The organism is Streptomyces sp. NPDC030183, assembly GCF_055573455.1.
In genome coordinates this window covers 114,551-134,567 of record NZ_JBVIBK010000019.1, presented here as the reverse complement: position 1 = coordinate 134,567, position 20,017 = coordinate 114,551, and the positions used below count along the sequence as shown (strand labels likewise).

At 70.9% G+C, this 20,017-nt stretch carries 22 protein-coding genes and 1 riboswitch; of the genes, 8 read left to right on the top strand and 14 right to left on the bottom strand.

What is annotated here, in order from left to right:
* Nucleotides 1-22: 22 nt before the first annotated feature.
* Nucleotides 23-835, bottom strand: a complete 813-nt coding sequence (locus ACZ4Z2_RS23520) for an NAD(P)H-binding protein (RefSeq protein WP_468078609.1) — start codon at nt 833-835, stop codon at nt 23-25.
* A 63-nt stretch (nt 836-898) separates the two neighbouring features.
* On the opposite strand from ACZ4Z2_RS23520, the gene ACZ4Z2_RS23515 reads away from it, so the two are divergent.
* Together ACZ4Z2_RS23515 and ACZ4Z2_RS23510 are read left to right on the top strand one after the other, a co-directional pair.
* A complete protein-coding gene (locus tag ACZ4Z2_RS23515; protein ID WP_468078608.1) occupies nt 899-1,585 on the top strand; it encodes a helix-turn-helix domain-containing protein in 687 nt (228 codons plus the stop codon).
* Between the two features lie 287 nt (nt 1,586-1,872).
* Entirely contained in the window at nt 1,873-2,451 is a 579-nt protein-coding gene (locus ACZ4Z2_RS23510) for a hypothetical protein (protein ID WP_468078607.1), read from the top strand.
* Between the two features lie 459 nt (nt 2,452-2,910).
* Here the strand turns inward: ACZ4Z2_RS23510 and ACZ4Z2_RS23505 are convergent, their stop codons facing one another.
* The 3 genes from ACZ4Z2_RS23505 to ACZ4Z2_RS23495 form a co-directional block, all read right to left on the bottom strand.
* Nucleotides 2,911-3,579: a SecDF P1 head subdomain-containing protein gene (locus tag ACZ4Z2_RS23505; protein WP_468078606.1), complete on the bottom strand. Its 669-nt coding sequence runs from the start codon at nt 3,577-3,579 to the stop codon at nt 2,911-2,913.
* 283 nt (nt 3,580-3,862) lie between these two features.
* Entirely contained in the window at nt 3,863-4,069 is a 207-nt protein-coding gene (locus tag ACZ4Z2_RS23500) for a hypothetical protein (protein ID WP_468078674.1), read from the bottom strand.
* The gene (locus tag ACZ4Z2_RS23495; RefSeq protein ID WP_468078605.1) at nt 4,066-4,314 is read right to left on the bottom strand and encodes a hypothetical protein; all 249 of its coding nucleotides are present in this window, start codon (nt 4,312-4,314) and stop codon (nt 4,066-4,068) included. The genes ACZ4Z2_RS23500 and ACZ4Z2_RS23495 overlap by 4 nt, the downstream gene beginning before the upstream one ends.
* A 113-nt stretch (nt 4,315-4,427) precedes the next feature.
* Between ACZ4Z2_RS23495 and ACZ4Z2_RS23490 the strand changes: the two genes are divergently transcribed.
* Entirely contained in the window at nt 4,428-5,267 is an 840-nt protein-coding gene (locus tag ACZ4Z2_RS23490; protein ID WP_468078604.1) for a helix-turn-helix domain-containing protein, read from the top strand.
* Nucleotides 5,251-5,466: a DUF397 domain-containing protein gene (locus ACZ4Z2_RS23485; protein ID WP_468078603.1), complete on the top strand. Its 216-nt coding sequence runs from the start codon at nt 5,251-5,253 to the stop codon at nt 5,464-5,466. The genes ACZ4Z2_RS23490 and ACZ4Z2_RS23485 overlap by 17 nt, the downstream gene beginning before the upstream one ends.
* On the opposite strand, the gene ACZ4Z2_RS23480 is transcribed toward ACZ4Z2_RS23485, so the two are convergent.
* A complete protein-coding gene (locus tag ACZ4Z2_RS23480) occupies nt 5,463-6,317 on the bottom strand; it encodes an LLM class flavin-dependent oxidoreductase (RefSeq protein WP_468078667.1) in 855 nt (284 codons plus the stop codon). The genes ACZ4Z2_RS23485 and ACZ4Z2_RS23480 overlap by 4 nt on opposite strands.
* A gap of 444 nt (nt 6,318-6,761) precedes the next feature.
* Between ACZ4Z2_RS23480 and ACZ4Z2_RS23475 the strand changes: the two genes are divergently transcribed.
* Nucleotides 6,762-7,700 carry a hypothetical protein gene (locus ACZ4Z2_RS23475; protein ID WP_468078602.1) on the top strand — a complete coding sequence of 313 codons (939 nt, stop codon included), beginning with the start codon at nt 6,762-6,764 and terminating at the stop codon, nt 7,698-7,700.
* A gap of 59 nt (nt 7,701-7,759) precedes the next feature.
* Nucleotides 7,760-8,428, top strand: coding sequence for a Uma2 family endonuclease (locus ACZ4Z2_RS23470; RefSeq protein ID WP_468078601.1), 669 nt, complete (start codon nt 7,760-7,762; stop codon nt 8,426-8,428).
* Between the two features lie 22 nt (nt 8,429-8,450).
* Here ACZ4Z2_RS23470 and ACZ4Z2_RS23465 read toward each other — a convergent pair whose 3' ends face one another.
* The 6 genes from ACZ4Z2_RS23465 to thrC all read right to left on the bottom strand — a co-directional run bounded on the left by ACZ4Z2_RS23465 (nt 8,451) and on the right by thrC (nt 14,958).
* Nucleotides 8,451-9,125 (bottom strand): superoxide dismutase family protein, encoded by a 675-nt coding sequence (locus ACZ4Z2_RS23465; RefSeq protein WP_468078600.1) that lies wholly within the window; start codon nt 9,123-9,125, stop codon nt 8,451-8,453.
* A 205-nt stretch (nt 9,126-9,330) separates the two neighbouring features.
* Nucleotides 9,331-10,452: an NADH:flavin oxidoreductase gene (locus tag ACZ4Z2_RS23460; protein ID WP_468078599.1), complete on the bottom strand. Its 1,122-nt coding sequence runs from the start codon at nt 10,450-10,452 to the stop codon at nt 9,331-9,333.
* Between the two features lie 213 nt (nt 10,453-10,665).
* The gene (gene groL, locus ACZ4Z2_RS23455) at nt 10,666-12,288 is read right to left on the bottom strand and encodes a chaperonin GroEL (RefSeq protein ID WP_468078598.1); all 1,623 of its coding nucleotides are present in this window, start codon (nt 12,286-12,288) and stop codon (nt 10,666-10,668) included.
* Between the two features lie 371 nt (nt 12,289-12,659).
* Nucleotides 12,660-12,863, bottom strand: a complete 204-nt coding sequence (locus ACZ4Z2_RS23450; protein ID WP_009339379.1) for a cold-shock protein — start codon at nt 12,861-12,863, stop codon at nt 12,660-12,662.
* Between the two features lie 463 nt (nt 12,864-13,326).
* A complete protein-coding gene (locus ACZ4Z2_RS23445) occupies nt 13,327-13,602 on the bottom strand; it encodes a MoaD/ThiS family protein (protein ID WP_159769297.1) in 276 nt (91 codons plus the stop codon).
* A gap of 54 nt (nt 13,603-13,656) precedes the next feature.
* Complete coding sequence (gene thrC / locus ACZ4Z2_RS23440; protein WP_468078597.1) at nt 13,657-14,958, bottom strand: threonine synthase; 1,302 nt, start codon at nt 14,956-14,958, stop codon at nt 13,657-13,659.
* 18 nt (nt 14,959-14,976) lie between these two features.
* A riboswitch (SAM riboswitch) is annotated at nt 14,977-15,120 on the bottom strand.
* A gap of 131 nt (nt 15,121-15,251) precedes the next feature.
* Between thrC and ACZ4Z2_RS23435 the strand changes: the two genes are divergently transcribed.
* Both ACZ4Z2_RS23435 and ACZ4Z2_RS23430 read left to right on the top strand, forming a co-directional pair.
* A complete protein-coding gene (locus tag ACZ4Z2_RS23435) occupies nt 15,252-16,196 on the top strand; it encodes a glucosyl-3-phosphoglycerate synthase (RefSeq protein ID WP_468078596.1) in 945 nt (314 codons plus the stop codon).
* 209 nt (nt 16,197-16,405) lie between these two features.
* Complete coding sequence (locus ACZ4Z2_RS23430; protein ID WP_468078595.1) at nt 16,406-17,815, top strand: alpha,alpha-trehalose-phosphate synthase (UDP-forming); 1,410 nt, start codon at nt 16,406-16,408, stop codon at nt 17,813-17,815.
* A 206-nt stretch (nt 17,816-18,021) separates the two neighbouring features.
* Here ACZ4Z2_RS23430 and otsB read toward each other — a convergent pair whose 3' ends face one another.
* The 3 genes from otsB to ACZ4Z2_RS23415 all read right to left on the bottom strand — a co-directional run bounded on the left by otsB (nt 18,022) and on the right by ACZ4Z2_RS23415 (nt 19,893).
* Nucleotides 18,022-18,900: a trehalose-phosphatase gene (otsB, locus tag ACZ4Z2_RS23425; RefSeq protein ID WP_468078594.1), complete on the bottom strand. Its 879-nt coding sequence runs from the start codon at nt 18,898-18,900 to the stop codon at nt 18,022-18,024.
* Between the two features lie 17 nt (nt 18,901-18,917).
* Nucleotides 18,918-19,145, bottom strand: a complete 228-nt coding sequence (locus ACZ4Z2_RS23420; RefSeq protein ID WP_468078593.1) for a DUF3263 domain-containing protein — start codon at nt 19,143-19,145, stop codon at nt 18,918-18,920.
* Nucleotides 19,146-19,293: 148 nt separating this feature from the next.
* Nucleotides 19,294-19,893 (bottom strand): TetR/AcrR family transcriptional regulator, encoded by a 600-nt coding sequence (locus ACZ4Z2_RS23415; RefSeq protein ID WP_468078592.1) that lies wholly within the window; start codon nt 19,891-19,893, stop codon nt 19,294-19,296.
* Nucleotides 19,894-20,017 lie beyond the last annotated feature (124 nt).

Genomic DNA, 20,017 nt, shown 5'->3' with positions numbered 1-20,017 from the left:
CCCTTAGGGATTCGACCGACTCTCAGGGGTTCGACGCGGCGGCCGTGAACGCCTCCCGGTGGTCGCGCGCCCACCGCTCGAACGTGCCCGCCGGTCGGCCGAGTACGCGGGGCACGTGGTCGGTGACGTAGGCCGCACCGCCGGCGCGCGCCCAGCCGATGCCCGTGCGCATCCCGGCCGGCAGCCGGTCGAGCGCGCCCGCGTCGGTGGTCCTGACCGGACGCTCCAGTACGCGCTCCAGGATCGCCGCCTGCTCCGCGAACGTCAGCAGCTCCGGCCCCGTCAGGTCGTACCGCCGCCCGTCGTGCGCGTCGCCGGTGAGGGCGGCGACGGCGACGGCCGCCACGTCCCGCGGGTCGACGATGGCCTGCCGGGAGTCGCCGGTCAGATCCGGGATCGGCTCGCCGGCCCGGATCAGCGCCCGGTGCCACAGGAGGTTCGACGCGAAGCTCGGCGGGCGGAGCATCGTCCACACGAATCCGCCCGCCTCGATCGCCTCCTCCGCCGCGAGGTGCCACGCGCCGACCGTCGCACCCTCGAACCGCTCACCGCTGCCGATCGCGGACAACTTGACGATCTTCCGGACGCCCGCCGCCCGCGCGGCCGTCAGCAGGGCCAGGTCGTGGTCCGCGGTCGGCACGGGCGGCACGGACACCAGGAAGACCGAGTCGACACCGACCACCGCGTCCGCCAGCGATGCCGGGTCGTCGAAGTCGGCCCGCACCCAGCCGGGCCGCTCACGGCGGGACATCGCCCGGAACGGCACGCCCCGCTCGGTGAGCAGACGGACGACATGACTACCGATGGTGCCGGTGGCACCCGTGACAAGGATCATGCTCCGACGATGTCAGCGGCCCGAGGCCGCCCTATAGGAAGTTTCGGCACTATCGTGAGCCGCGTGCGCTCTCTCGACGTGCCGCCCGCCCTGACGCGCTGGGTGGCCGGGATCGACGTCGCCACGGCGGCCGGTTCGCCGGTGGTCGACGTGCCCGATCACGCCACCACGCTGCTTCTGCGCCTGGACCGGCGTGAGGTGATCGTCATGGGTCCCCGCACCAGGGCCGCCTACCACGTCGGTACGCCCGGCCGTTCGTGCCTGCGGGTGCGGATGCGCCCGGGTCGCGCGCAAGCCCTCCTCGGCCGTCCCCTGCGGGACCTGGCGGACCGGGCGCTGCCGCTCGGCGTGTTGCCGGGCCTGGACGTCGACCGGTTCGCCGCCGACCCGATCGCCACGCTCGAAGAAGCAGTGGCCGACCGCCCCGAGCCCGCGCATCGGCTCGATGAGGCGGCACGCCTGCTGGCCGTCGTCGGCGTCGCCACGACCGCGGCCCGCCTGCACATCAGCGAGCGCCGCCTGCACACCCTGTTCACCGACGGCACGGGCCTGTCCCCCAAACGCTTCGCCCGCATCGACCGGCTCCGCACGGTTCTCGCGGCGGACACCGGCCGCTGGTCCGACATCGCGACGACAGCGGGCTACTACGACCAGTCCCACATGACGGCGGAGTTCCGCCACTTCATGGGCGTCCCCCCGGCCGCGTTCACCGCGGGCCGCCACCCGACGGCAGGCCCGTGCACGCCCTGAGCCGACGGAGGCGGGGGCACGGGGGCGCAGCCCCCGAAGGGGCGCGGGGAACTGCGCGACCAGCCACAACGCACCGACACGTCCCCACCCACCGCAAACACCCCCGCTCACTCAAGGCAGGGGCCCGGGAGCGGCAGCCCCCGAAGACACGGCCGGGGTCGAAGGGGCAGCGCCCCTGGGGATGGGACGGGTAGGGGCGGCGGGGGCGGCAAACCCCGTCGCCGGTGGGGTGTGGCACCGTGGTGAGGTCACCCCACCCGCCGCCCCACAGAAAGGGCCCGAGCCCCGTGAACCACGCCCAGCTCACCGCCCTCGGCCGAGCCCTACGCCTCCTCGGGGAACACGGCGACGCCCTGACCGCCGACACCCCCGACACCCGCCTGCACGAGGTGAAAGCAGACCTCAAGCGGGCCCTGGACCTCCTCGACGAGACAGTCACCACGGCGGCCCCCACCACCCGCTGCCCCGAACACCCCCACGGCCCGGTGGACGAGGAGGCCCCCGACCGCTGCCTCCTCTGCGAGACCCGCCGCCGCACGGCCCGTCGCACTGAGCTGAACGACAGCTACGGCCCGCCCCGCCCCACCGCCCCCACACCCCAGGCCCCCTCCCGCTACGGCGTACGGGACGACCGCCCCCAGCCCCAGCAGCGCTGGCTCCCGGAGGCGTGGAACGGCCAGGCGTGGCAGCTCTGCGGCACCCCCCGCCGCGACCGCCGCGAGGCCGAGCTGTATCTCACCGCCCAGCGCCGCGGCCCCCGCCCGGCCATCGCGTACCGCCTGGTCCACGAGTTCACCGACTACGACGTCCTGCGCATCTGGGGCGAGCCGGTCCGCCGGGACATCGAACCGATGGGCAACCTCTGAAATACGCGGTCGGCGGTGAGCTTGCGCGGCGTGTCCGCGAGGAGCGCGCGCAGCCGTGCCGCGGGCAGCGGGGTGCCGGGGTCGTCGATGGGGGGACCTCGAGCGGGGCTCCGGCGCGGTTGGCCTCGGCCAGCCGCACCCAGGAGGCCCTCGTGGCGTCGGGGTCGGTGAAGTAGGGCGCCCCGTAGGCGCCGACGGGGCGGGCGAGGGAGGCGATGTGGACGTCGCCGATGTTGTTGAACGCCTTGATGAGCTTCGCGCCGGCCAGGTGCTCCTGGACGAGTTCGCTGGTCGTGGTCCTGCCCGAGCCGAGGACCTCGATGGTCCCCACGGCCAGTGGCGCCGCCTTCTGCGCATCTCCCTCGACGGCCTCAGCAGCCGCAACACGGAGCCGCTGCCGGAGCCCCCGCCCGTCGGGGACGCCCCAGCGATCCCTTGACCGACCCGGCCGCCCAGGGCCTAGTCCACCCGCGGCTTCGTCACGCTCGACACCGACAGGTGGACCGGCAGGGCACCCGTGTTCACCTGGGCGGCCAGCTGCCGGGCCCGCTGCTCGGTGAAGCTGCCGGAGATCTCGGCCTTGCCGCCGGTGATCGGGCCGTGCACCTCAGGTGCGGACACCACGACACCGTCGAGGACGATGGCGAACTGGTTCCGGGGCGAGGGCTGTGTCGACAACTGCCCCGTGATGTCGGCGAACTTCGCCCCGCCCGCAGCGGTGAAGTCCAGCTTCACGTACCAGCCGTTGCCCCGCTCCGCGTCGTGCGCCGCCTCCGCCTCGGACACGTCCGTACCGGCCACGGCGACCGGTCCGAGCTGGTACGTGGAGACGGTGCCCTGGTACTCCCCGCACGCGGTGAGCGGCTCCGAAGAGGGCCCCTCCACCGCGTCCGGGCACTTCTCCACACCCGTCTCCGGGACCGCGCTCAGCACCGGCCGGAACGCCAGCTCCGCCGGCTGGCCGAGCGCCTCCAACGTCTCCTGCCGGGCGGCCGGACCGGACACCGTGATCTGGCTCTTGTCCTCGACAGCCACCTTCACGCCACCCAGCCCGGCCTTCGCCGCCCGGTCCCGGATCAGCTCGGCGGTCCGCTCCAACGCCTGCGCGCTCACGGGTTCCTGCGGCATGAACGTCACGTCGGCCCGCCTACCGCCGGACTCCCCGTCACCCCCGGCCTTCCCGGAGGTCGACCCGGACGCCGACTTCCCCGGCTTCCCCGACCGAGGCCGGTCCGAGTCACCCGACCCACCCGACCCACCGCACCCGCACACCAGCGCGACCAGACACGCCACCCCGAGCACCCTGCGCAACGACGCCATCCCGTCCCCCATCCCCCGACGTTCCATGACCGCCCATCGTGGCACGAAGAACCCGCAACGGGGCACGCTTACGCCAACTGCCACCAAGCACTCAACACGGCAGCCGCCCCTGCGCGTTGACCTGCCGCACCCGAGCGCGCAGCACGTCTCCCGGCGCCGCCTCCCGCAGCGATCCGGGAGGGCAGTCCCACTCCCGGCCACCCCCGACGGGCCTCAGCTGGACGTAGCCGCCCTCCTCCCCCATCACCTCGCCGAGCCGCCCGTCCCGTACGTCCACGGCGTACGACCGCGCGGTCACGTCTCCGCCGCCTTGCGCAGGACGGCGGCGAGCCGGGCGGCGACGGTCATGTTGCAGCACCCGAGCCGCACGAGGGGGAACGGCTGGTCGCTCGCCCCGGTCACCGGGTCGATCCCCAGCGACGGCAGGATGATCCCGACGGCACGCAGGGCCTGGTCGAGCTGCTCGACGGCCTCCTCGGTCGTCAGGGCGAGAATCCGCTCCGGCCGCCGTCCGGCGTCCGCCGCCGCTGTTCTCTTCTTCACGGTCACTTCCTCCACGCTGGGTTGCAGATTCACCACACAGCGTGGTCGAGAGGTGTCTAGCCTGGCCAGATACGACGCCCCAACAGGGGGACTGCTGGACAGGGAGTACGGCCATGCCCGGACCGAAGGACCTCGACCCGTCGTCATCACCCCGAGCACTCCTGGGAGCGGAGCTGCGCCACGCCAGGGAAAAGGCGGGCCTCAGCCAGGAGGACCTGGGCCAACGACTGTTCGTGAGCGGCTCGTTCGTGGGCCAGCTGGAAGCGGCCACACGAAGGATGAATCCAGAGATCGCCCGCCTCATCGATGTCGCCTTGGACACGGGGGACTTCTTCCTGCGTAACTGCAAGGCCGCCGCCAAGTCCACTTACACGGAGCACTTCGTGGAGGCAGTGGAAGCGGAGTCGTCTGCCACGGAGATCCGGCAGTACGAGCCCCTCTTGATCCCCGGGCTGATCCAGACACCCGCTTACGCACGGGCCGTGTTCCGCGCCTACCAGCCCACCGCTCCGGAGGAGGTGATCGAGAGGAAGGTGGCACACCGGATGGAACGCGCCCACATCTTGGAAGGTGCAACAGGTCCGTTGTTTTGGACCGTGATGGATGAGGCGGTGGTGCGTCGAGTGACGGGCGGGCGCGCTGTGATGGCGGAGGCTCTGCGGCACATCATCGCCCTGGTTCAGGAGAACCGGATCATCGTGCAGGTGCTGCCGTTCGAAGCGGGAGCCCACGCATCGATGGAGGGCTCCATCAAGTTGATGGACTTCGTGGACGCCCCCACACTGCTCTACTTCGAGGGAGTTGGCTCCGGACGGCTGGAGGACGACCCCGCGACCGTCCGATACCAGCGGCGCACCCACGAGTTCCTCGCCGCCGCCGCACTCTCGCCTGAGAAGTCCCTGGCCATGCTCGAAGCAATGGCTCAGGATTACGAACATGAGGCACACCCCTGAGCGCGACCTGAGCGCAGCCACCTGGCACAAGTCCAGCTACAGCGAGGGCAGCGGCGGCAACTGTCTCGAAGTAGCCACCGTCGCTCTCCCCCTCGTGCCCGTCCGCGACAGCAAAACCGCCCCCCTCGGCCCGGCGCTCGTGTTCCGGGCCGAGGCGTGGTCCCTGTTCGTCCAAGACGTCAAGCAACCGCGACGCTAGGCGAAGACGACCTCCGCCAGGCGTGTCACCTGGTCGGGGTCGGCCGCCCAGCAGTAGAGGATCACCTCGTCCGCCCCGATCCCGGCATACCCGGCGACCGCCGACCGGATCGCGTCCGGTGTGGTGAGGAGCCCCTCCGCCATGTACGCGGCGCGCCCCGTGAACTCGTAGTAGCGCAGCAGGTTCGCGCGGGCGTCGGCCACCAGGGACGGCGCTCCCAGCGCGACGCTGGCCTGGGCCACGAGCTTCGGGCGCCCTTCCCTGCCGTACTTCGCCCACGCCGTCTCGACGTCGCGGAACATGCGGTCCATGTACGCCGGGGGCAGCGCCGCCCCGAGGAAGCCGTCACCCCACCGGGCGACGCGTTCGAGCGCGGCGGGGGCGAATCCGCCGAAGAGGACCTCGGGACCGCCGGGGGTGGCCGGCAGTGGCCCGACCGCGCCGACGCCCTCGGCGTACGGTCGGCCGGCCCACGCCCACCTCAACTGCTCCATCTGCTCGTCGAGTCGGCGTCCGCGCCGCCGGATGTCGATGCCGGCGACCCGGCAGTCGTCCTCGCGCCCGCCGATCCCGATGCCGAGCGTGAACCGCCCGCCGGACATCCGGTCGAGCGTGGCCGTCTGTTTGGCGAGGATCGCGGTGTTGTAGTGCGGGGCGAGGAGCACCTCGGTCTGGACCCGGATGCGGCGCGTCGCCCCGGCGAGGGCGGACAGGGCCACCAGCGGGTCGGGGTTGTCGTAGACGAGACGGTCCAGCAGCCCGAGTGTGGAGAAGGGCGAGTCGTCGGCGAGCCGCGCCCAGGTCAGCAGACCGGCGGGGTCGTCGACGGGCAGCCCGAGCCCGACGGGCACGGACGCGGGCATGGGGACGGACACGGGTACGGAAACGGGGCTCATGGCAGAGCACTCCTGAACGGTAGAAGGGCAGGGCAAAGTCACTGCCGCCCCTCCATGGCCCGCGCCGTCTCGCGCGGCTGCTCCCGTTCTGCGGCGTACTTCTGGGGAGCGTGTTCGTCAGAGTGCGCCCACCGTACGCGGGAGCCGCCCCACCCGGCGAGCGAATTAACCGCCCGCGGAGCCGCCCCGAGGCTCAAGCCCCGAGCTTCGAGCCTTCTTTTCAGCGAATGGGAGGTGGGCCTCAACCCACCCTCCCACCCGGCATGTTGACGTCTCGCGTTCGAGTTGCCACGCAGGGTGACCGTGCTGATAGCGTGCGCGCAGACGAAACAGCCCCCGTCAGGTGCGCCAACACCTGCGGGGGCTTGACCTACAAGATCGAAGAGGAATTTCGATCCCATGGCTGATGCCAAGCTTAGTAGCGCTCCCCTGCCCGCGCACGCGTCCCCGCTCGGGTCGTCCCACCCCATGGCCAACCCGGGCTACGGCAAACGCACCACCCCCGGCCAACACCCCCGCTCCGCACACGACTTCGCGCACCTCCCGCCCCGCGAAGCAGCGATCGCCGCGTACATCGACCGGCTGCCCGACGGCGCCGACATCTCCGTGAAGACGCTGGCCAAGACGCTCCCGTACGGCCAGTGCGCGCTGCGTACGGCGCTCAACAGGCTCCAGCAGGCCGGTCACTTGCGCCGGGGGCGCGAACATCTGACCGCCGAATCGGGCAGTGCCCGGTGGATCACCCGATCGTGGTTCTCCCGGACCGCGCGGGACGACGACTGGTGGGCGAGCTTCACACGCGGCGACGTACCGGAGGCGCGACCCGGGTCACAGCGGGAGGACCCCGAGCACGCCCGCCCGACCCGGTCCCGCGCCCACATCCTGCTCGCGGCCCTCGGCCGAACGACCCCGTCCCTGTCCCTCTCCCAGGCGGACTGCGCGGCCCTGGCCCCGCTCCTCCTCCCCTGGTTCGAGCGCGGCGCCACCGACGAGACGATCCGCCAGGCGCTCACCACGGGCCTCCCCACCCCGGTCCACAGCCCGGCGGCCCTCCTCCGCACCCGCCTCACCAGCAAGCTCCCACCGGAACCGGAACCGGAGCGGGAGCTGACCCCGGAACCGCCCCCCGTACGGCCACCGCTCCGCATGCTGGAGTGCGCCAACTGCCGCACCCCGGGCCGCCCCGAGGCCCTGCCGGGCGGCACCTGCGGCGCCTGCCGGGGCGAACGCGCCCCCACGCGCCACAAGGCGCCCCTCCCGGCTGCGTCGGTCCACGCCCGCGCGGCGGAGATCCGTGCGGCGATGTCCCTACCGCCACGAGAGAGGACACCCGTATGACCGCTCCTACGGTCCGCCGCCACCATGCCGGGGCACGATGGAGGGGAGGAGGCGACGCCATGACCCCCAGCACCGCCGAACACCCGCAGATGCCCATCGAGGACTTCGAGGAACTCGCCGACGCGGCTCCGCAGCATGTGCGGCTCGAGTTCGTCAACGGACGCGTCCGTACCAAGGAGCCACTCAGCGTCGAGGACTTCGAAGAGCTGGAGCGGCGGGCACCGGAGACCGTTCGGCTTGAGTACATCAACGGAAAACTAGAGGTCAAGGCAGTGCCGGACGGCAAACACCGCTCGATCTACCTGTGGCTGATGCGCCAATTCCTTGCCCAGCGCCCTGACCTCGACCTCGCACCCGAGTCCGGTGTCAAGGCCGAGGCGTACCGCAAGGGACGAGCCCGCACTGACGCTGTGCTCGTGCCGGTCGACCACCTCGTCGGACATGGCGAGTGGTCCGACACCGGCGGCATCCTGATGGCCCTGGAGATCACTTCCCGCGACCACGACACCAACAAGCGGGACCGCGTCGAGAAGCCCGTCGGCTACGCGGAGGCCGGGATTCCCGTGTACCTCCTCATCGACCGCGACGACAACACCCTCAAGGTCTTCAGCGAGCCTGAGAACGGCCGCTACCAGCGGACCCTCTCCCACCCTTGGGGGGCCACCGTAGAGCTGCCCGCGCCCGTCTCCGTCACCCTCAAGACCGAGAAGCTCAAGGACTACGCCTGACCCGGGCAGCCTCCGGCCTGGCCTACTTGAACGGCACGTTCACGCAGGCCAGCCGCAGCCCGGCCGTCCCCGCATGCCCCTCGTGCGTGGCCGTGCTCTTCTCGTGCAGGACCACCGAACGCGCCCCGCCCGCCCGGAACCGCCAGTCCACCGTGGCGATCGAACGCGCCGAGCCGTTCTTGTTCGTGTTCACGTCCAGCCACACCTCGTTCTCGGGGTTGGCGAACTTCGGGTCGACGGACGGCTGCACCGGGTCGGCCTGGTCCTGGTAGTGGGGCCCGGCGTCGGCGGGCAGCTTGCCGCACGGCTTGGTGTGGACGTGCGCGCCGTACGCGCGGTTCGCGACCAGGTCCCGCAGCCGCAGTTCGATCCGCGTACCGCCGTCGCGCCGCAGTTCCTCCTTGACCTGGACGCGGGCGCCGAGCGGCGCGAGCGTGGTGTCGTAGGTGACCGCCGGTGCCACGTCCGCGGTGGCCGCCGGGGCGAGCACCGACTTCACGACGACCTTGACCACGGGCTGCTTCTTCTTCGACGGCGCGTCGGCCGCCGCCTCCGGCGACGGCTCGGGGCGGGTCGCGGAGGTGGTCTCGCTGGCGTTCGCGCCGGCCGCGATGCCGAGACCGCCGGCGACCGCGCCGACGGCGGCGACCGCCGCGATGAGCCGCTTGTGCTTGAGGGTGAGCTTGTGTCGTGCCATGAGCTTGTCCAGTCCCGTTCGTGGGGGGTGAAGGGGAGCGGTCGCGCAAGAAAGAAGGGCACCTCAACTGCCGCTCATCGGCTGGCAGTTGAGGTGCCCGGGCGACGCTGCGCCCACGACACTACAGCGGCACATTCGGCGGAATCGGATCACTACCGCCGGGTACTGGGGAGACTTGGCGAAAAGTCCGGGCCCAGTGGCATGCTCAGCTCAGCGAGCCCAGGGCGGCCGGCTCGAACGCCTTCAGCTCGTCGAAGCGGCCGCCGAGCACCTTCGCCGCCCACTCCGGGTCCTGGAGCAGCGCACGGCCCACGGCGACGAGGTCGAACTCCTCGGCCTCCAGACCGTCGAGCAGGTCGTCGATCGCCTTGGTCGAGGACCCCTCACCGGCGAACGCGGCGATGAACTCGCCGTCCAGACCGACCGAGCCGACGGTGATGGTGGGCTTGCCGGTGAGCTTCTTCGTCCAGCCCGCGAGGTTCAGCTCGGAGCCCTCGAACTCCGCCTGCCAGTAGCGGCGCGTGGAGGCGTGGAACGCGTCGACACCGGCCGCGACGAGCGGGCTCAGCAGCGCCTCCAGCTCCTGCGGCGTCTGGGCGAGGCGCGCGTCGTACGCTTCCTGCTTCCACTGCGAGTAGCGGAAGATGACGGGGAAGTCGGGGGACACGGAGGCCCGTACGGCCGCCACGATCTCGGCCGCGAACTTGGTGCGGGCGACGAGGTCACCGCCGTAGGCGTCGGTGCGTCGGTTGGTGCGCTCCCAGAGGAACTGGTCGACGAGGTAACCGTGGGCGCCGTGGATCTCCACGCCGTCCATGCCGACGCGCTCGGCGTCGGCGGCGGACTTGGCGAACGCCGCCACGACCTCGTCGATGTCGGCCTGTGTCATGGCACGGCCGCCCTCGGCGGGCGTGCCGTCGACCCGCAGACCGGAGGGGCCGAGGACCGGGGCCTCCGGGAAGAGCTTGCCCTGCTGGCGGACGGTGCCGATGTGCCACAGCTGCGGCACGATCGTGCCGCCGCCGGCGTGCACGGCATCGGCGACCTTCGCCCACCCGGCGAGCTGCTCCTCACCGGCGAACCGCGGTACGCCGTCCAGGTCGCCGGCCGTCTCATGCCCGACGTAGGTGCCCTCGGTCACGATCAGGCCGACACCGGCGGCGGCCCGGCGCCCGTAGTACGAGGCGACATCCGCACCCGGCACACCGCCGGGCGAGAAGACCCGCGTCATGGGAGCCATGGCGATCCGGTTCGGAACGGTCAGACCGTTGATCCGAACGGGCCGGGAGAGAACATCGGCGGCACGGGAGGTGGACGCGGTGGTCACGTGGGGACTCCTCGGAGAGGTCGGGCGCTATATGCATGTGCATCAATCGCTGCACTCGTCAACCTCCCCGCCCGCCACGGCATTCCGCCGCCGCACGACGGCTTGTGTGACGCCGGACACGCCCGAGGGCGGCACCCCCTGTCGAACAGGGAGTGCCGCCCTCGGTACTGACGGACCGGGTCCGAACCTTCTCGCTACGAACTACGAGGAGGCTCAGAAGTCCATGTCACCGCCCGGCATGCCGCCACCGGCGGGCGCGGCGGCCTTCTCCGGCTTGTCGGCGATGACGGCCTCGGTGGTGAGGAAGAGCGCGGCGATGGAGGCGGCGTTCTGCAGGGCGGAACGCGTCACCTTCGCCGGGTCGATGATGCCGGAGGCGATCATGTCGACGTACTCACCGGTCGCGGCGTTCAGACCGTGGCCGACCTGAAGGTTGCGGACCTTCTCCACGACGACGCCACCCTCGAGGCCGCCGTTGACGGCGATCTGCTTGAGCGGGGCCTCCAGGGCGAGCTTCACGGCGTTGGCGCCGGTCGCCTCGTCACCCTCCAGCTCCAGCTTCTCGAAGACCTGGGAGGCCTGGAGCAGGGCCACGCCACCACCGGCGACGATGCCCTCCTCGACGGCCGCCTTCGCGTTGCGGACGGCGTCCTCGATGCGGTGCTTGCGCTCCTTGAGCTCGACCTCGGTCGCGGCACCGGCCTTGATGACGGCCACGCCGCCCGCGAGCTTCGCCAGACGCTCCTGGAGCTTCTCGCGGTCGTAGTCGGAGTCGCTGTTCTCGATCTCGGCGCGGATCTGGTTGACCCGGCCCTGCACCTGCTCGGAGGAGCCGGCGCCGTCGACGACGGTGGTCTCGTCCTTGGTGATGACGACCTTGCGGGCACGGCCCAGGAGGTCCAGGGAGGTGTTCTCCAGCTTGAGACCGACCTCCTCGGAGATGACCTCGCCGCCGGTGAGGATGGCGATGTCGTTCAGCATCGCCTTGCGGCGGTCACCGAAGCCCGGGGCCTTGACGGCGACGGACTTGAAGGTGCCGCGGATCTTGTTGACGACCAGGGTCGACAGGGCCTCGCCCTCGACGTCCTCGGCGATGATCAGCAGCGGCTTGCCCGACTGCATGACCTTCTCCAGGAGCGGGAGCAGGTCCTTGACGTTGGAGATCTTGGAGTTGGCGATGAGGATGTAGGGGTCCTCGAGCACCGCCTCCATGCGCTCCATGTCGGTGGCGAAGTACGCCGAGATGTAGCCCTTGTCGAAGCGCATACCCTCGGTGAGCTCCAGCTCCAGACCGAAGGTCTGGGACTCCTCGACGGTGATGACGCCTTCCTTGCCGACCTTGTCCATGGCCTCGGCGATCAGCTCGCCGATCTGGGTGTCGGCGGCGGAGATGGAGGCCGTGGAGGCGATCTGCTCCTTGGTCTCGACCTCCTTGGCCTGGTCGAGCAGCGCACCGGAGACGGCCTCGACGGCCTTCTCGATACCGCGCTTCAGGGCCATCGGGTTGGCACCGGCGGCGACGTTGCGCAGACCCTCGCGGACGAGCGCCTGGGCGAGAACGGTCGCGGTGGTCGTACCGTCGCCGGCGACGTCGTCCGTCTTCTTGGCGACTTCCTTGACCAGCTCGGCGCCGATCTTCTCGTACGGGTCCTCGAGCTCGATCTCCTTGGCGATGGAGACACCATCGTTGGTGATCGTGGGGGCGCCCCACTTCTTCTCGAGGACGACGTTCCGGCCCTTGGGGCCGAGCGTCACCTTGACGGCGTCCGCGAGCTGGTTCATGCCGCGCTCGAGGCCGCGCCGCGCCTCCTCGTCGAACGCGATGATCTTGGCCATGTGAAGTGGTCCCTCCAGGACTGGGGGTGATTCCTTCGGACCGCGCCCGCGCCCGCGACGGACGGCTCGCCTGCCTCGTGGTTCCTTGCCCCACCTGGCCTGCGGGCCTCACCGACCCGGTCCTTCGTTGTCACTCTCACCTTCAGAGTGCTAACGCCAATGATTAGCACTCGGCATGGTCGAGTGCAAGCGCCTCCGGATGATCCGCAGGTGAACGCGCCCCCACGCGCCCGGTCGGCGCCCCCCTCCACGGCCACCGACGGGCGTGCCCGGCGACTGGCCCCGGGCACGCGGAAGGGTCCGCACCCCGAGTACGGGGCGCGGACCCTCCGAGAAGAACGAAGAACGTCGCTGCTTACCGGCGCGTTGCTTCAGCCTGCGAGACGGACCATGTCCGCCTGCGGACCCTTCTGACCCTGCGAGATCTCGAACTCGACCCGCTGGCCCTCTTCCAGGGTGCGGTAACCGTCCATCTGGATCGCGCTGTAGTGGACGAATACATCCGCACCACCGTCGACCGCGATGAAGCCGTACCCCTTCTCCGCGTTGAACCACTTGACGGTGCCCTGAGCCATGCCTAACTCCCCTATTACTGGCCCTTGCACAGATCCACACTTCGCGGATCCGGGTCAGACCTCACCCCCCAACGGTTGGGGGTGTGCGCCGGAACGCGTCGACCGCGGCTGAATGTATCTGCCCAACTGCCGTCTGCAACAGGGCAATCGGACGAGAAAATCTGGACAGGCCCGGTCGGGAATGTACGAACAATTCCCCTGAATTCAGGGCAAGTCGGGCCCCGCAAAAGGCGCGAAACACGCAAAAGCCATACAGACTTTGGCTACTTCATATAGGGCGTGCGGCGCGATTGGATATGCGCCCGGCATGAATTCACAACGGCGGTCGGGCCGGGTTCCCCAACTGTACCGTGCTCAACCATAGAGAATTGCCCCCTCCGCTTCTCTCGCGGAGGGGGCAATTCGATGAACAATCCGTAATCGAGGTTACCGACGGTTACTACCGGCGGGTACGGAACGGTGGTCAGCCGCCGGCGACGGCCGGGATGATCGACACGCCCGCCCCGTCCGGCGTGGCCGTCTCCAGACCCTGCTCGAACCGCACGTCGTCGTCGTTCACGTAGACGTTCACGAACCGGCGCAGCTTCCCCTGGTCGTCGAGGACGCGCGCGGCGATCCCGGTGTGGTTCTTCTCCAGGTCCGCGATGACCTCGGCGAGGGTGGCGCCCTCGGCCCGCACCTCGGCCTGACCGCCGGTGTAGGTGCGAAGGATGGTGGGGATGCGAACGCTGACGCTCATGACTGATGACCTCCGGATGTGTGCGGCAGAGCTGAGGAACGCGGGGCTGGACGGTTACGCGAGCCCGGCCTCGCGGAACGAGTCGAGGTTGGGGCGGATGGTCGCGGTCAGCCCCGTCCCGGCCACCGCGTCCAGCGTCTTGAGACCGTCACCGGTGTTGAGCACGACGGTGGTCAGCGCCGGGTCCAGCAGCCCGTTCTCGATCAGCTTCTTCGTGACGCCGACGGTCACACCGCCGGCGGTCTCCGCGAAGATCCCCTCGGTCCGCGCGAGCAGCTTGATCGCGTCGACGATCTGCTCGTCGGTCACGTCCTCCACGGCTCCGCCGGTGCGCCGGGCGATGTCGAGGACGTACGGCCCGTCCGCCGGGTTGCCGATGGCCAGCGACTTGGCGATCGTGTCGGGCTTCTGCGGCCGGACCACGTCATGGCCCGCCTTGTAGGCGACGGACACCGGCGAGCAGCCCTCGGCCTGCGCGCCGAAGATCTTGTACGGCTTGTCCTCGACGAGCCCGAGCTTGATCAGCTCCTGGAGCCCCTTGTCGATCTTCGTGAGCTGCGAGCCGGAGGCGATCGGCACGACCAGCTGGTCCGGCAGCTTCCAGCCGAGCTGCTCGCAGATCTCGTACGCGAGAGTCTTGGAGCCCTCGGCGTAGTACGGCCGCAGGTTGACGTTCACGAAGCCCCAGCCCTCGCCGGCCGGGTCGCCGATCAGCTCGGAGCAGAAGCGGTTCACGTCGTCGTAGTTGCCCTCGATGCCGACCAGCTCACCGCCGTAGACGGCGGCCATGACGACCTTGCCCTGCTCCAGGTCGTGCGGGATGAACACGCAGGAGCGGAAGCCGGCGCGGGCCGCGGCGGCGCCCACGGCGCCGGCCAGGTTGCCGGTGGAGGAGCAGGACAGGGTGGTGAAGCCGAAGGCGCGCGCGGCCTCCAGGGCCTGGGCGACGACGCGGTCCTTGAAGGAGTGCGTCGGGTTGCCGGAGTCGTCCTTGATGTAGAGGCCGCCGGTGACGCCCAGCTCACGGGCGAGGTTGTCGGCCTTGACGAGGTGGGTCCAGCCGGGGTTCAGGTTCGGCTTGGTCGCCACGTCGGCGGGGACGGGCAGCAGGGGCGCGTACCGCCAGATGTTCGCGGGGCCGGCCTCGATCCGCTTGCGCAGCTCCTCCGTGTCGTAGGCGGAGTAGTCGTACGCGATCTCCAGCGGGCCGAAACACTCCTCGCAGGCGAAGACCGGTCCGAGGGGGACGCGGTGACCGCACTCGCGACAGCTCAGGGCGGCGGCGGGGCCGAGGTCGACGCTCTGGGCGGCACCGTCGGTGGTCGTGAATTCGGTGGCAACAGTCTGCGCAGCCATGTGAGGCGAGGCCCTTTCTCCTCATCTTCCTCACGACGCATCTCGTCGTGAGACGGATTTGGCACCTTCCCTAGCCGGACCTCGCCACGGCGACGTGACAAGACAGCTGGAGGGTTGCCGGGGCTTCATCGGGCCGTATCCCTCTGCCCCTCTGGATGAGCGGTATTTGGTTGTATACGCACACGAGCACCGACATGCGATGGTCATCAGCGTTGTTCAAGACTGTAACCGAAGGCCAGGACAGTTGAGAGAGCCGTCCGAACCGCGAGATGAACGCAGAGGAGCCGCGCACTGTGCTGAAGGAAGTCGAGCGCTGGCTGAGCACCCGCTCCTGGTCCGTGACCGATCGCCCGCTCCACAAGATCCTCGCCGCGAAACGGGCCTCGGGCCAGACCGTCAGTGTCGTCCTGCCCGCGCTGAACGAGGAGGAGACGGTCGGCGACATCGTCGCCGTCATCCGCCATGACCTCATGGAACAGGTCCCGCTCGTCGACGAGGTCGTCGTCGTCGACTCCGGGTCGACCGACCGCACCTCCGAGGTCGCGGCGGCGGCCGGGGCGCGGGTCGTGCACCGCGACGACATCCTGCCGCGCCTGCCCGCCGTGCCCGGCAAGGGCGAGGTGCTGTGGCGGTCGCTGCTGGTCACGACCGGTGACATCGTCTGCTTCATCGACGCGGACCTCAAGGAGTTCTCGTCCGACTTCGTCTCCGGGATCGTCGGCCCGCTGCTCACCGACCCCGGCGTCGACCTGGTCAAGGCCATGTACGACCGCCCGCTCGGCACGGCCGCCGGCCAGGGCGGCCGGGTGACCGAACTCATGGCCCGCCCCCTGCTCAACATGCACTGGCCCCAGCTGGCGGGCTTCGTCCAGCCGCTGGGCGGCGAGTACGCGGCCCGCCGCTCCCTCCTGGAACGGCTCCCGTTCCCCGTCGGCTACGGCATCGAACTGGGCATGCTCGTCGACGCGCTCCACCTCGTCGGCCTCGACGCGCTGGCCCAGGTCGACGTGGGCGTCCGCAAACACCGCCACCAGGACGGGCAGGCCCTGGGCCGCATGTCCGCGGCGATCTACCGCACGGCCCAGCTCCGCCTGGCCCGCGGCCACCTGATCCGCCCCGTCCTGACCCAGTTCGAACGCGGCGCGGAAGGGTTCGAGCCGCGCACGTACTCGGTGGATGTGGAGGAACGACCGCCGATGGCGGAGATAGCGGAGTACGTGGAACGGAAGGCGGCGTAGGGGGCGGGGCGCGGGTTCGTCGCCGGGTGCGGGCGCTCATGAAGGGGCGGGCCGCAGGCCCGTTCCCTTCAGGGGCGCGGGGAACTGCGCGAGAAACCACGAACTACCCGCACTCGCCGACGCACAAGTCACCCCCACCCCCCTAGGCGCTCCTGTATACAGCCGAACCGCACGTTTGAGCGGTTCGACCACGGGCTAGGTTGAGCCGTATGGCATCAACGCACGCTGCAGCCCAGGTGCTGGTCGCCTCCAACCGCGGCCCCGTCTCGTACACCCAGGACGACTCCGGTCACCTCACCGCGAAGCGCGGCGGCGGCGGACTCGTATCCGGCCTGTCGGCGATCGGCCCCGACGCCGGCGCCCTCTGGGTCTGCTCCGCCCTCGGCGACGGCGACCGCGAGGCCGTACGCCGCGGGGTCGGCGAGCCCGGCGTACGCATGCTGGACATCCCCGCCGACGTCCACCACGCCGCGTACAACGGCGTCGCCAACTCCGCGCTGTGGTTCGTGCACCACATGCTGTACCAGACCCCTCTGGAGCCCGTCTTCGACGCGGAGTTCCGCGCCCAGTGGGCCGCGTACGAGACGTACAACCGCTCCTTCGCCCAGGCGCTGGCGCAGGAGGCGGCGGACGGCGCGGCCGTGCTGGTGCAGGACTACCACCTGACGCTCGTGCCGAGGATGCTGCGCGAGCTGCGCCCCGACCTCAGGATCGGCCACTTCTCGCACACCCCGTGGGCGCCCGTGGACTACTTCCGGCTGCTGCCCGACGACATCGCCGCGAAGGTGCTGAACGGCATCCTCGGCGCCGACCGGGCAGCGTTCCTGACCCGCCGCTGGGCGGACGCGTTCACCGCGTGCTGCCACGCCGTACTGGGCCCCGACGCCACCTCCGGCACCCGGATCGGTGTGCACGGCCTCGGCACCGACGCGGACTTCCTGCGGGCCCGCGCGCACGAGGCGGACGTCGACGAGCGGATCGTCGCGCTGCGGGAGGAGATCGGCACGGCCCCCGACGGCACGCCGCGCCGCACGATCGTCCGCGTCGACCGCACGGAACTGTCCAAGAACATCGTGCGGGGCCTGCTGGCGTACCGGCAGCTCCTCGACGACCGCCCGGAGTGGCGCGAGCGCGTCGTGCACGTGGCCTTCGCGTACCCGTCGCGGCAGGACCTCGCCGTGTACCGGGAGTACACCGCCGAGGTCCAGCGGGTGGCGGCCGAGATCAACGAACGGTACGGGACGCCGGGCTGGACCCCGGTCGTCCTCCACGTCAAGGACGACTTCGCGCGCTCCCTCGCCGCATACCGCCTCGCCGACGTCGCCCTCGTGAACCCCATCCGCGACGGCATGAACCTGGTCGCCAAGGAGGTCCCGCTCATCTCCGACCGTGGCTGCGCGCTGGTGCTGTCGCGGGAGGCGGGGGCGTTCGAGGAACTGGGCGAGGACGCGGTGGTGGTCAACCCGTACGACATCGGGGGCACGGCGGAGGCGCTGCACGAGGCGCTGTCGATGGGGGCGGAGGAGCGGGCGGAACGCGCGAAGCGCCTGACGGCGGCGGCCACCGCTCTGCCGCCTGCCCAGTGGTTCCTGGATCAGCTGGGAGAGCTGCGGGCCTAGGAGCTCGGGCCGGGGGGTGCGTGGGCGGCTGCGGGTGAGCGGGGGCTGATCGCGCAGTTCCCCGCGCCCCTGAAAAGCGACCGGGGCTGCGCCCCGTGCTTTTCATGGGGGAGGGCGGGCCGCAGGCCCGTCCCTCCAGGGGCGCGGGGAACTGCGCGAGAAACCACGACGCCCCCGCCCCCGCCAGAACCACACGCACCCCCGAGCTATGAGGCGCCCGTCGCCCCCACACTCCCGGCGATCCGCGCCAGCAACCGCACCACCCCCTCCGGCCCGTCCACCACCAGATCCGCCCGCTCCGACAGCTCCGTCACCTCCGTGCTGCCGCTGCACACCAGCAGCCCCGGCACGCCCTCACCCCTCAGCTTCTCCACCGCGGCGAACGCGGGCAGGTCGCCGAGGTCGTCACCGGCGTAGAGGACGGCCGTCGCGCCGGACTCCACGACGTGCCGACGCAGCGCGACCCCCTTGTCCATGCCCGGAGGCCGCAGCTCCAGGACCATCCGGCCCGGCTCGACGATGAGCCCGTGGCGGGTGGCGAGGTCCGTCAGGGGCGCGCGCAGCACCTCGAACGTGGCCTGCGGATCAGCCGCGCGCCGGGTGTGGACCGCGACGGCCCGCCCCTTCTCCTCGATCCAGGTGCCCTCCCCCGCCCCGGCCCGCTCCAGCACCGCGGGGAGTTCCGCGCGGACGGCGGTGACTCCGGGGTGCGGCGGCGGCGCGGTGACCGTGTCGGTCGCGGCGTCCCAGCGTTCGGCGCCGTAGTGGCCGAGCACCGTGAGGTGTTCCAGCCCGGGGACGCCGGCGAAGCCTCCGTGGCGGACGGCGACCGCGGCGGGGCGGCCGGTCACCACGGCGACGGAGAGGACGCGCGGCGCGAGTGCGGCGAGGGTGGCGACCGCGTCGGGGTGGGCGCGGGCCTGTTCGGGGTCGGGGACGATCGGCGCGAGCGTGCCGTCGAAGTCGAGCGCGATCACCGTACGGCCGGGGTCGGCGAGGATCGCGTCGAGCGCGTCCCGGCCGGCCGGGGTCGCGGGGGTCGGCAAGGTGGCCGTGGGGTTCTCGGAATCCTTGTGGCTGCCCATGCCGTCGACCTTATCCGTCACCGCTCGGCCCGGCGGGCCTCCCGCACCCTTCGCAGCCGGTTGACGGTGACCGGGTCGTGGGCGAGGGCGCGTTCGTCGTCCAGCAGGGCGTTGAGGAGTTGGTAGTACCGCACGGGTGCGAGCCCCAGCCGCTCCCGTATGGCCCGCTCCTTGGCCCCCGGGCTCCCCCACCCCTGCCGCTCCAACGCGAGGATGGCCTGCTCACGCGTGTCGAGGCTGTCCATGGAACGACGGTAACGGACGGCACCGACAGCGGGTCGGACAGCACGGGGCGCAGCCCCTGCGTCTCGGCAGGCGATCGCGTCGATCACCCGGCCGGTGACCACGTCACCGCCCGCCCGCTTCGGCGTCCGGTCCGCCGCCCGGCGACCCTCAGGGACTCGGTGCGGTCAGGTACCGCTGGATCGTCGGTGCCAGCCATGCCACGATCTCCGCCCGCGCCAGCCCTGTTGCCTGCGGCATCCGCAGCACGTACCGCGTGAGAGCGAGCCCCAGCAGCTGCGACGCCATGAGGGCCGCCCGTGCCGGGACCTGCTCGGGGTCGGGGCACACCTGCCGGGCGACCGGCAGCAGTTGGTCCCGCAGGATGCCCTGCATGCGCTCCGCCCCGGCCTGGTTCGTCACGCCGACCCGCAACAGGGCGGTGAGGACCTCGTTGTTCTCCCACATGTCGAGGAAGTGCTCGACGAGGATCTGCCCCGCGTCCTGCCGGCGGTCCGCCCCGCTCACGTCCGGCAGCCGCAGGTCGATGGCGACGGCCGCCGCGAAGAGGCCCTCCTTGTTCCGGTAGTACCGCATCACCATCGACGGATCGATGTTCGCGTCCTTGGCGATGGCGCGGATGGTGGCTCGCTCGTAGCCGTCGGTCGCGAAGCGCTCGCGGGCCGCGGCGAGGATCGCGCCGCGGGTGGCGTCAGAGCGGCGGGGGGCGCCGGAGCCGGGGGCCGGGGAGGTGCTGTCACTGCCGTTCACGCCAACAAGCGTAGGCCAACGCACGTAGGTGAACAAGCGTTGGCCAACAACTGTTGACATGCCTCTCGGCGCGTCGCTACTTTCGTCAACGAGCGTTGGCCAACGACTGTTGGCCAACAGGTGA

Bases quoted from the DNA above. Each gene is read 5' to 3' on its own strand.
- ACZ4Z2_RS23485 (WP_468078603.1), top strand. From the start codon at position 5,251: ATGAGGCACACCCCTGAGCGCGACCTGAGCGCAGCCACCTGGCACAAG.
- ACZ4Z2_RS23420 (WP_468078593.1), bottom strand. From the start codon at position 19,145: ATGGACAGCCTCGACACGCGTGAGCAGGCCATCCTCGCGTTGGAGCGG.
- ACZ4Z2_RS23520 (WP_468078609.1), bottom strand. From the start codon at position 835: ATGATCCTTGTCACGGGTGCCACCGGCACCATCGGTAGTCATGTCGTC.
- ACZ4Z2_RS23465 (WP_468078600.1), bottom strand. From the start codon at position 9,125: ATGGCACGACACAAGCTCACCCTCAAGCACAAGCGGCTCATCGCGGCG.
- ACZ4Z2_RS23450 (WP_009339379.1), bottom strand. From the start codon at position 12,863: ATGGCTCAGGGCACCGTCAAGTGGTTCAACGCGGAGAAGGGGTACGGC.
- ACZ4Z2_RS23490 (WP_468078604.1), top strand. From the start codon at position 4,428: ATGCCCGGACCGAAGGACCTCGACCCGTCGTCATCACCCCGAGCACTC.
- ACZ4Z2_RS23470 (WP_468078601.1), top strand. From the start codon at position 7,760: ATGACCCCCAGCACCGCCGAACACCCGCAGATGCCCATCGAGGACTTC.
- ACZ4Z2_RS23430 (WP_468078595.1), top strand. From the start codon at position 16,406: ATGGCATCAACGCACGCTGCAGCCCAGGTGCTGGTCGCCTCCAACCGC.
- groL (WP_468078598.1), bottom strand. From the start codon at position 12,288: ATGGCCAAGATCATCGCGTTCGACGAGGAGGCGCGGCGCGGCCTCGAG.
- otsB (WP_468078594.1), bottom strand. From the start codon at position 18,900: ATGGGCAGCCACAAGGATTCCGAGAACCCCACGGCCACCTTGCCGACC.
- ACZ4Z2_RS23475 (WP_468078602.1), top strand. From the start codon at position 6,762: ATGGCTGATGCCAAGCTTAGTAGCGCTCCCCTGCCCGCGCACGCGTCC.
- ACZ4Z2_RS23505 (WP_468078606.1), bottom strand. From the start codon at position 3,579: ATGCCGCAGGAACCCGTGAGCGCGCAGGCGTTGGAGCGGACCGCCGAG.
- ACZ4Z2_RS23445 (WP_159769297.1), bottom strand. From the start codon at position 13,602: ATGAGCGTCAGCGTTCGCATCCCCACCATCCTTCGCACCTACACCGGC.
- thrC (WP_468078597.1), bottom strand. From the start codon at position 14,958: ATGGCTGCGCAGACTGTTGCCACCGAATTCACGACCACCGACGGTGCC.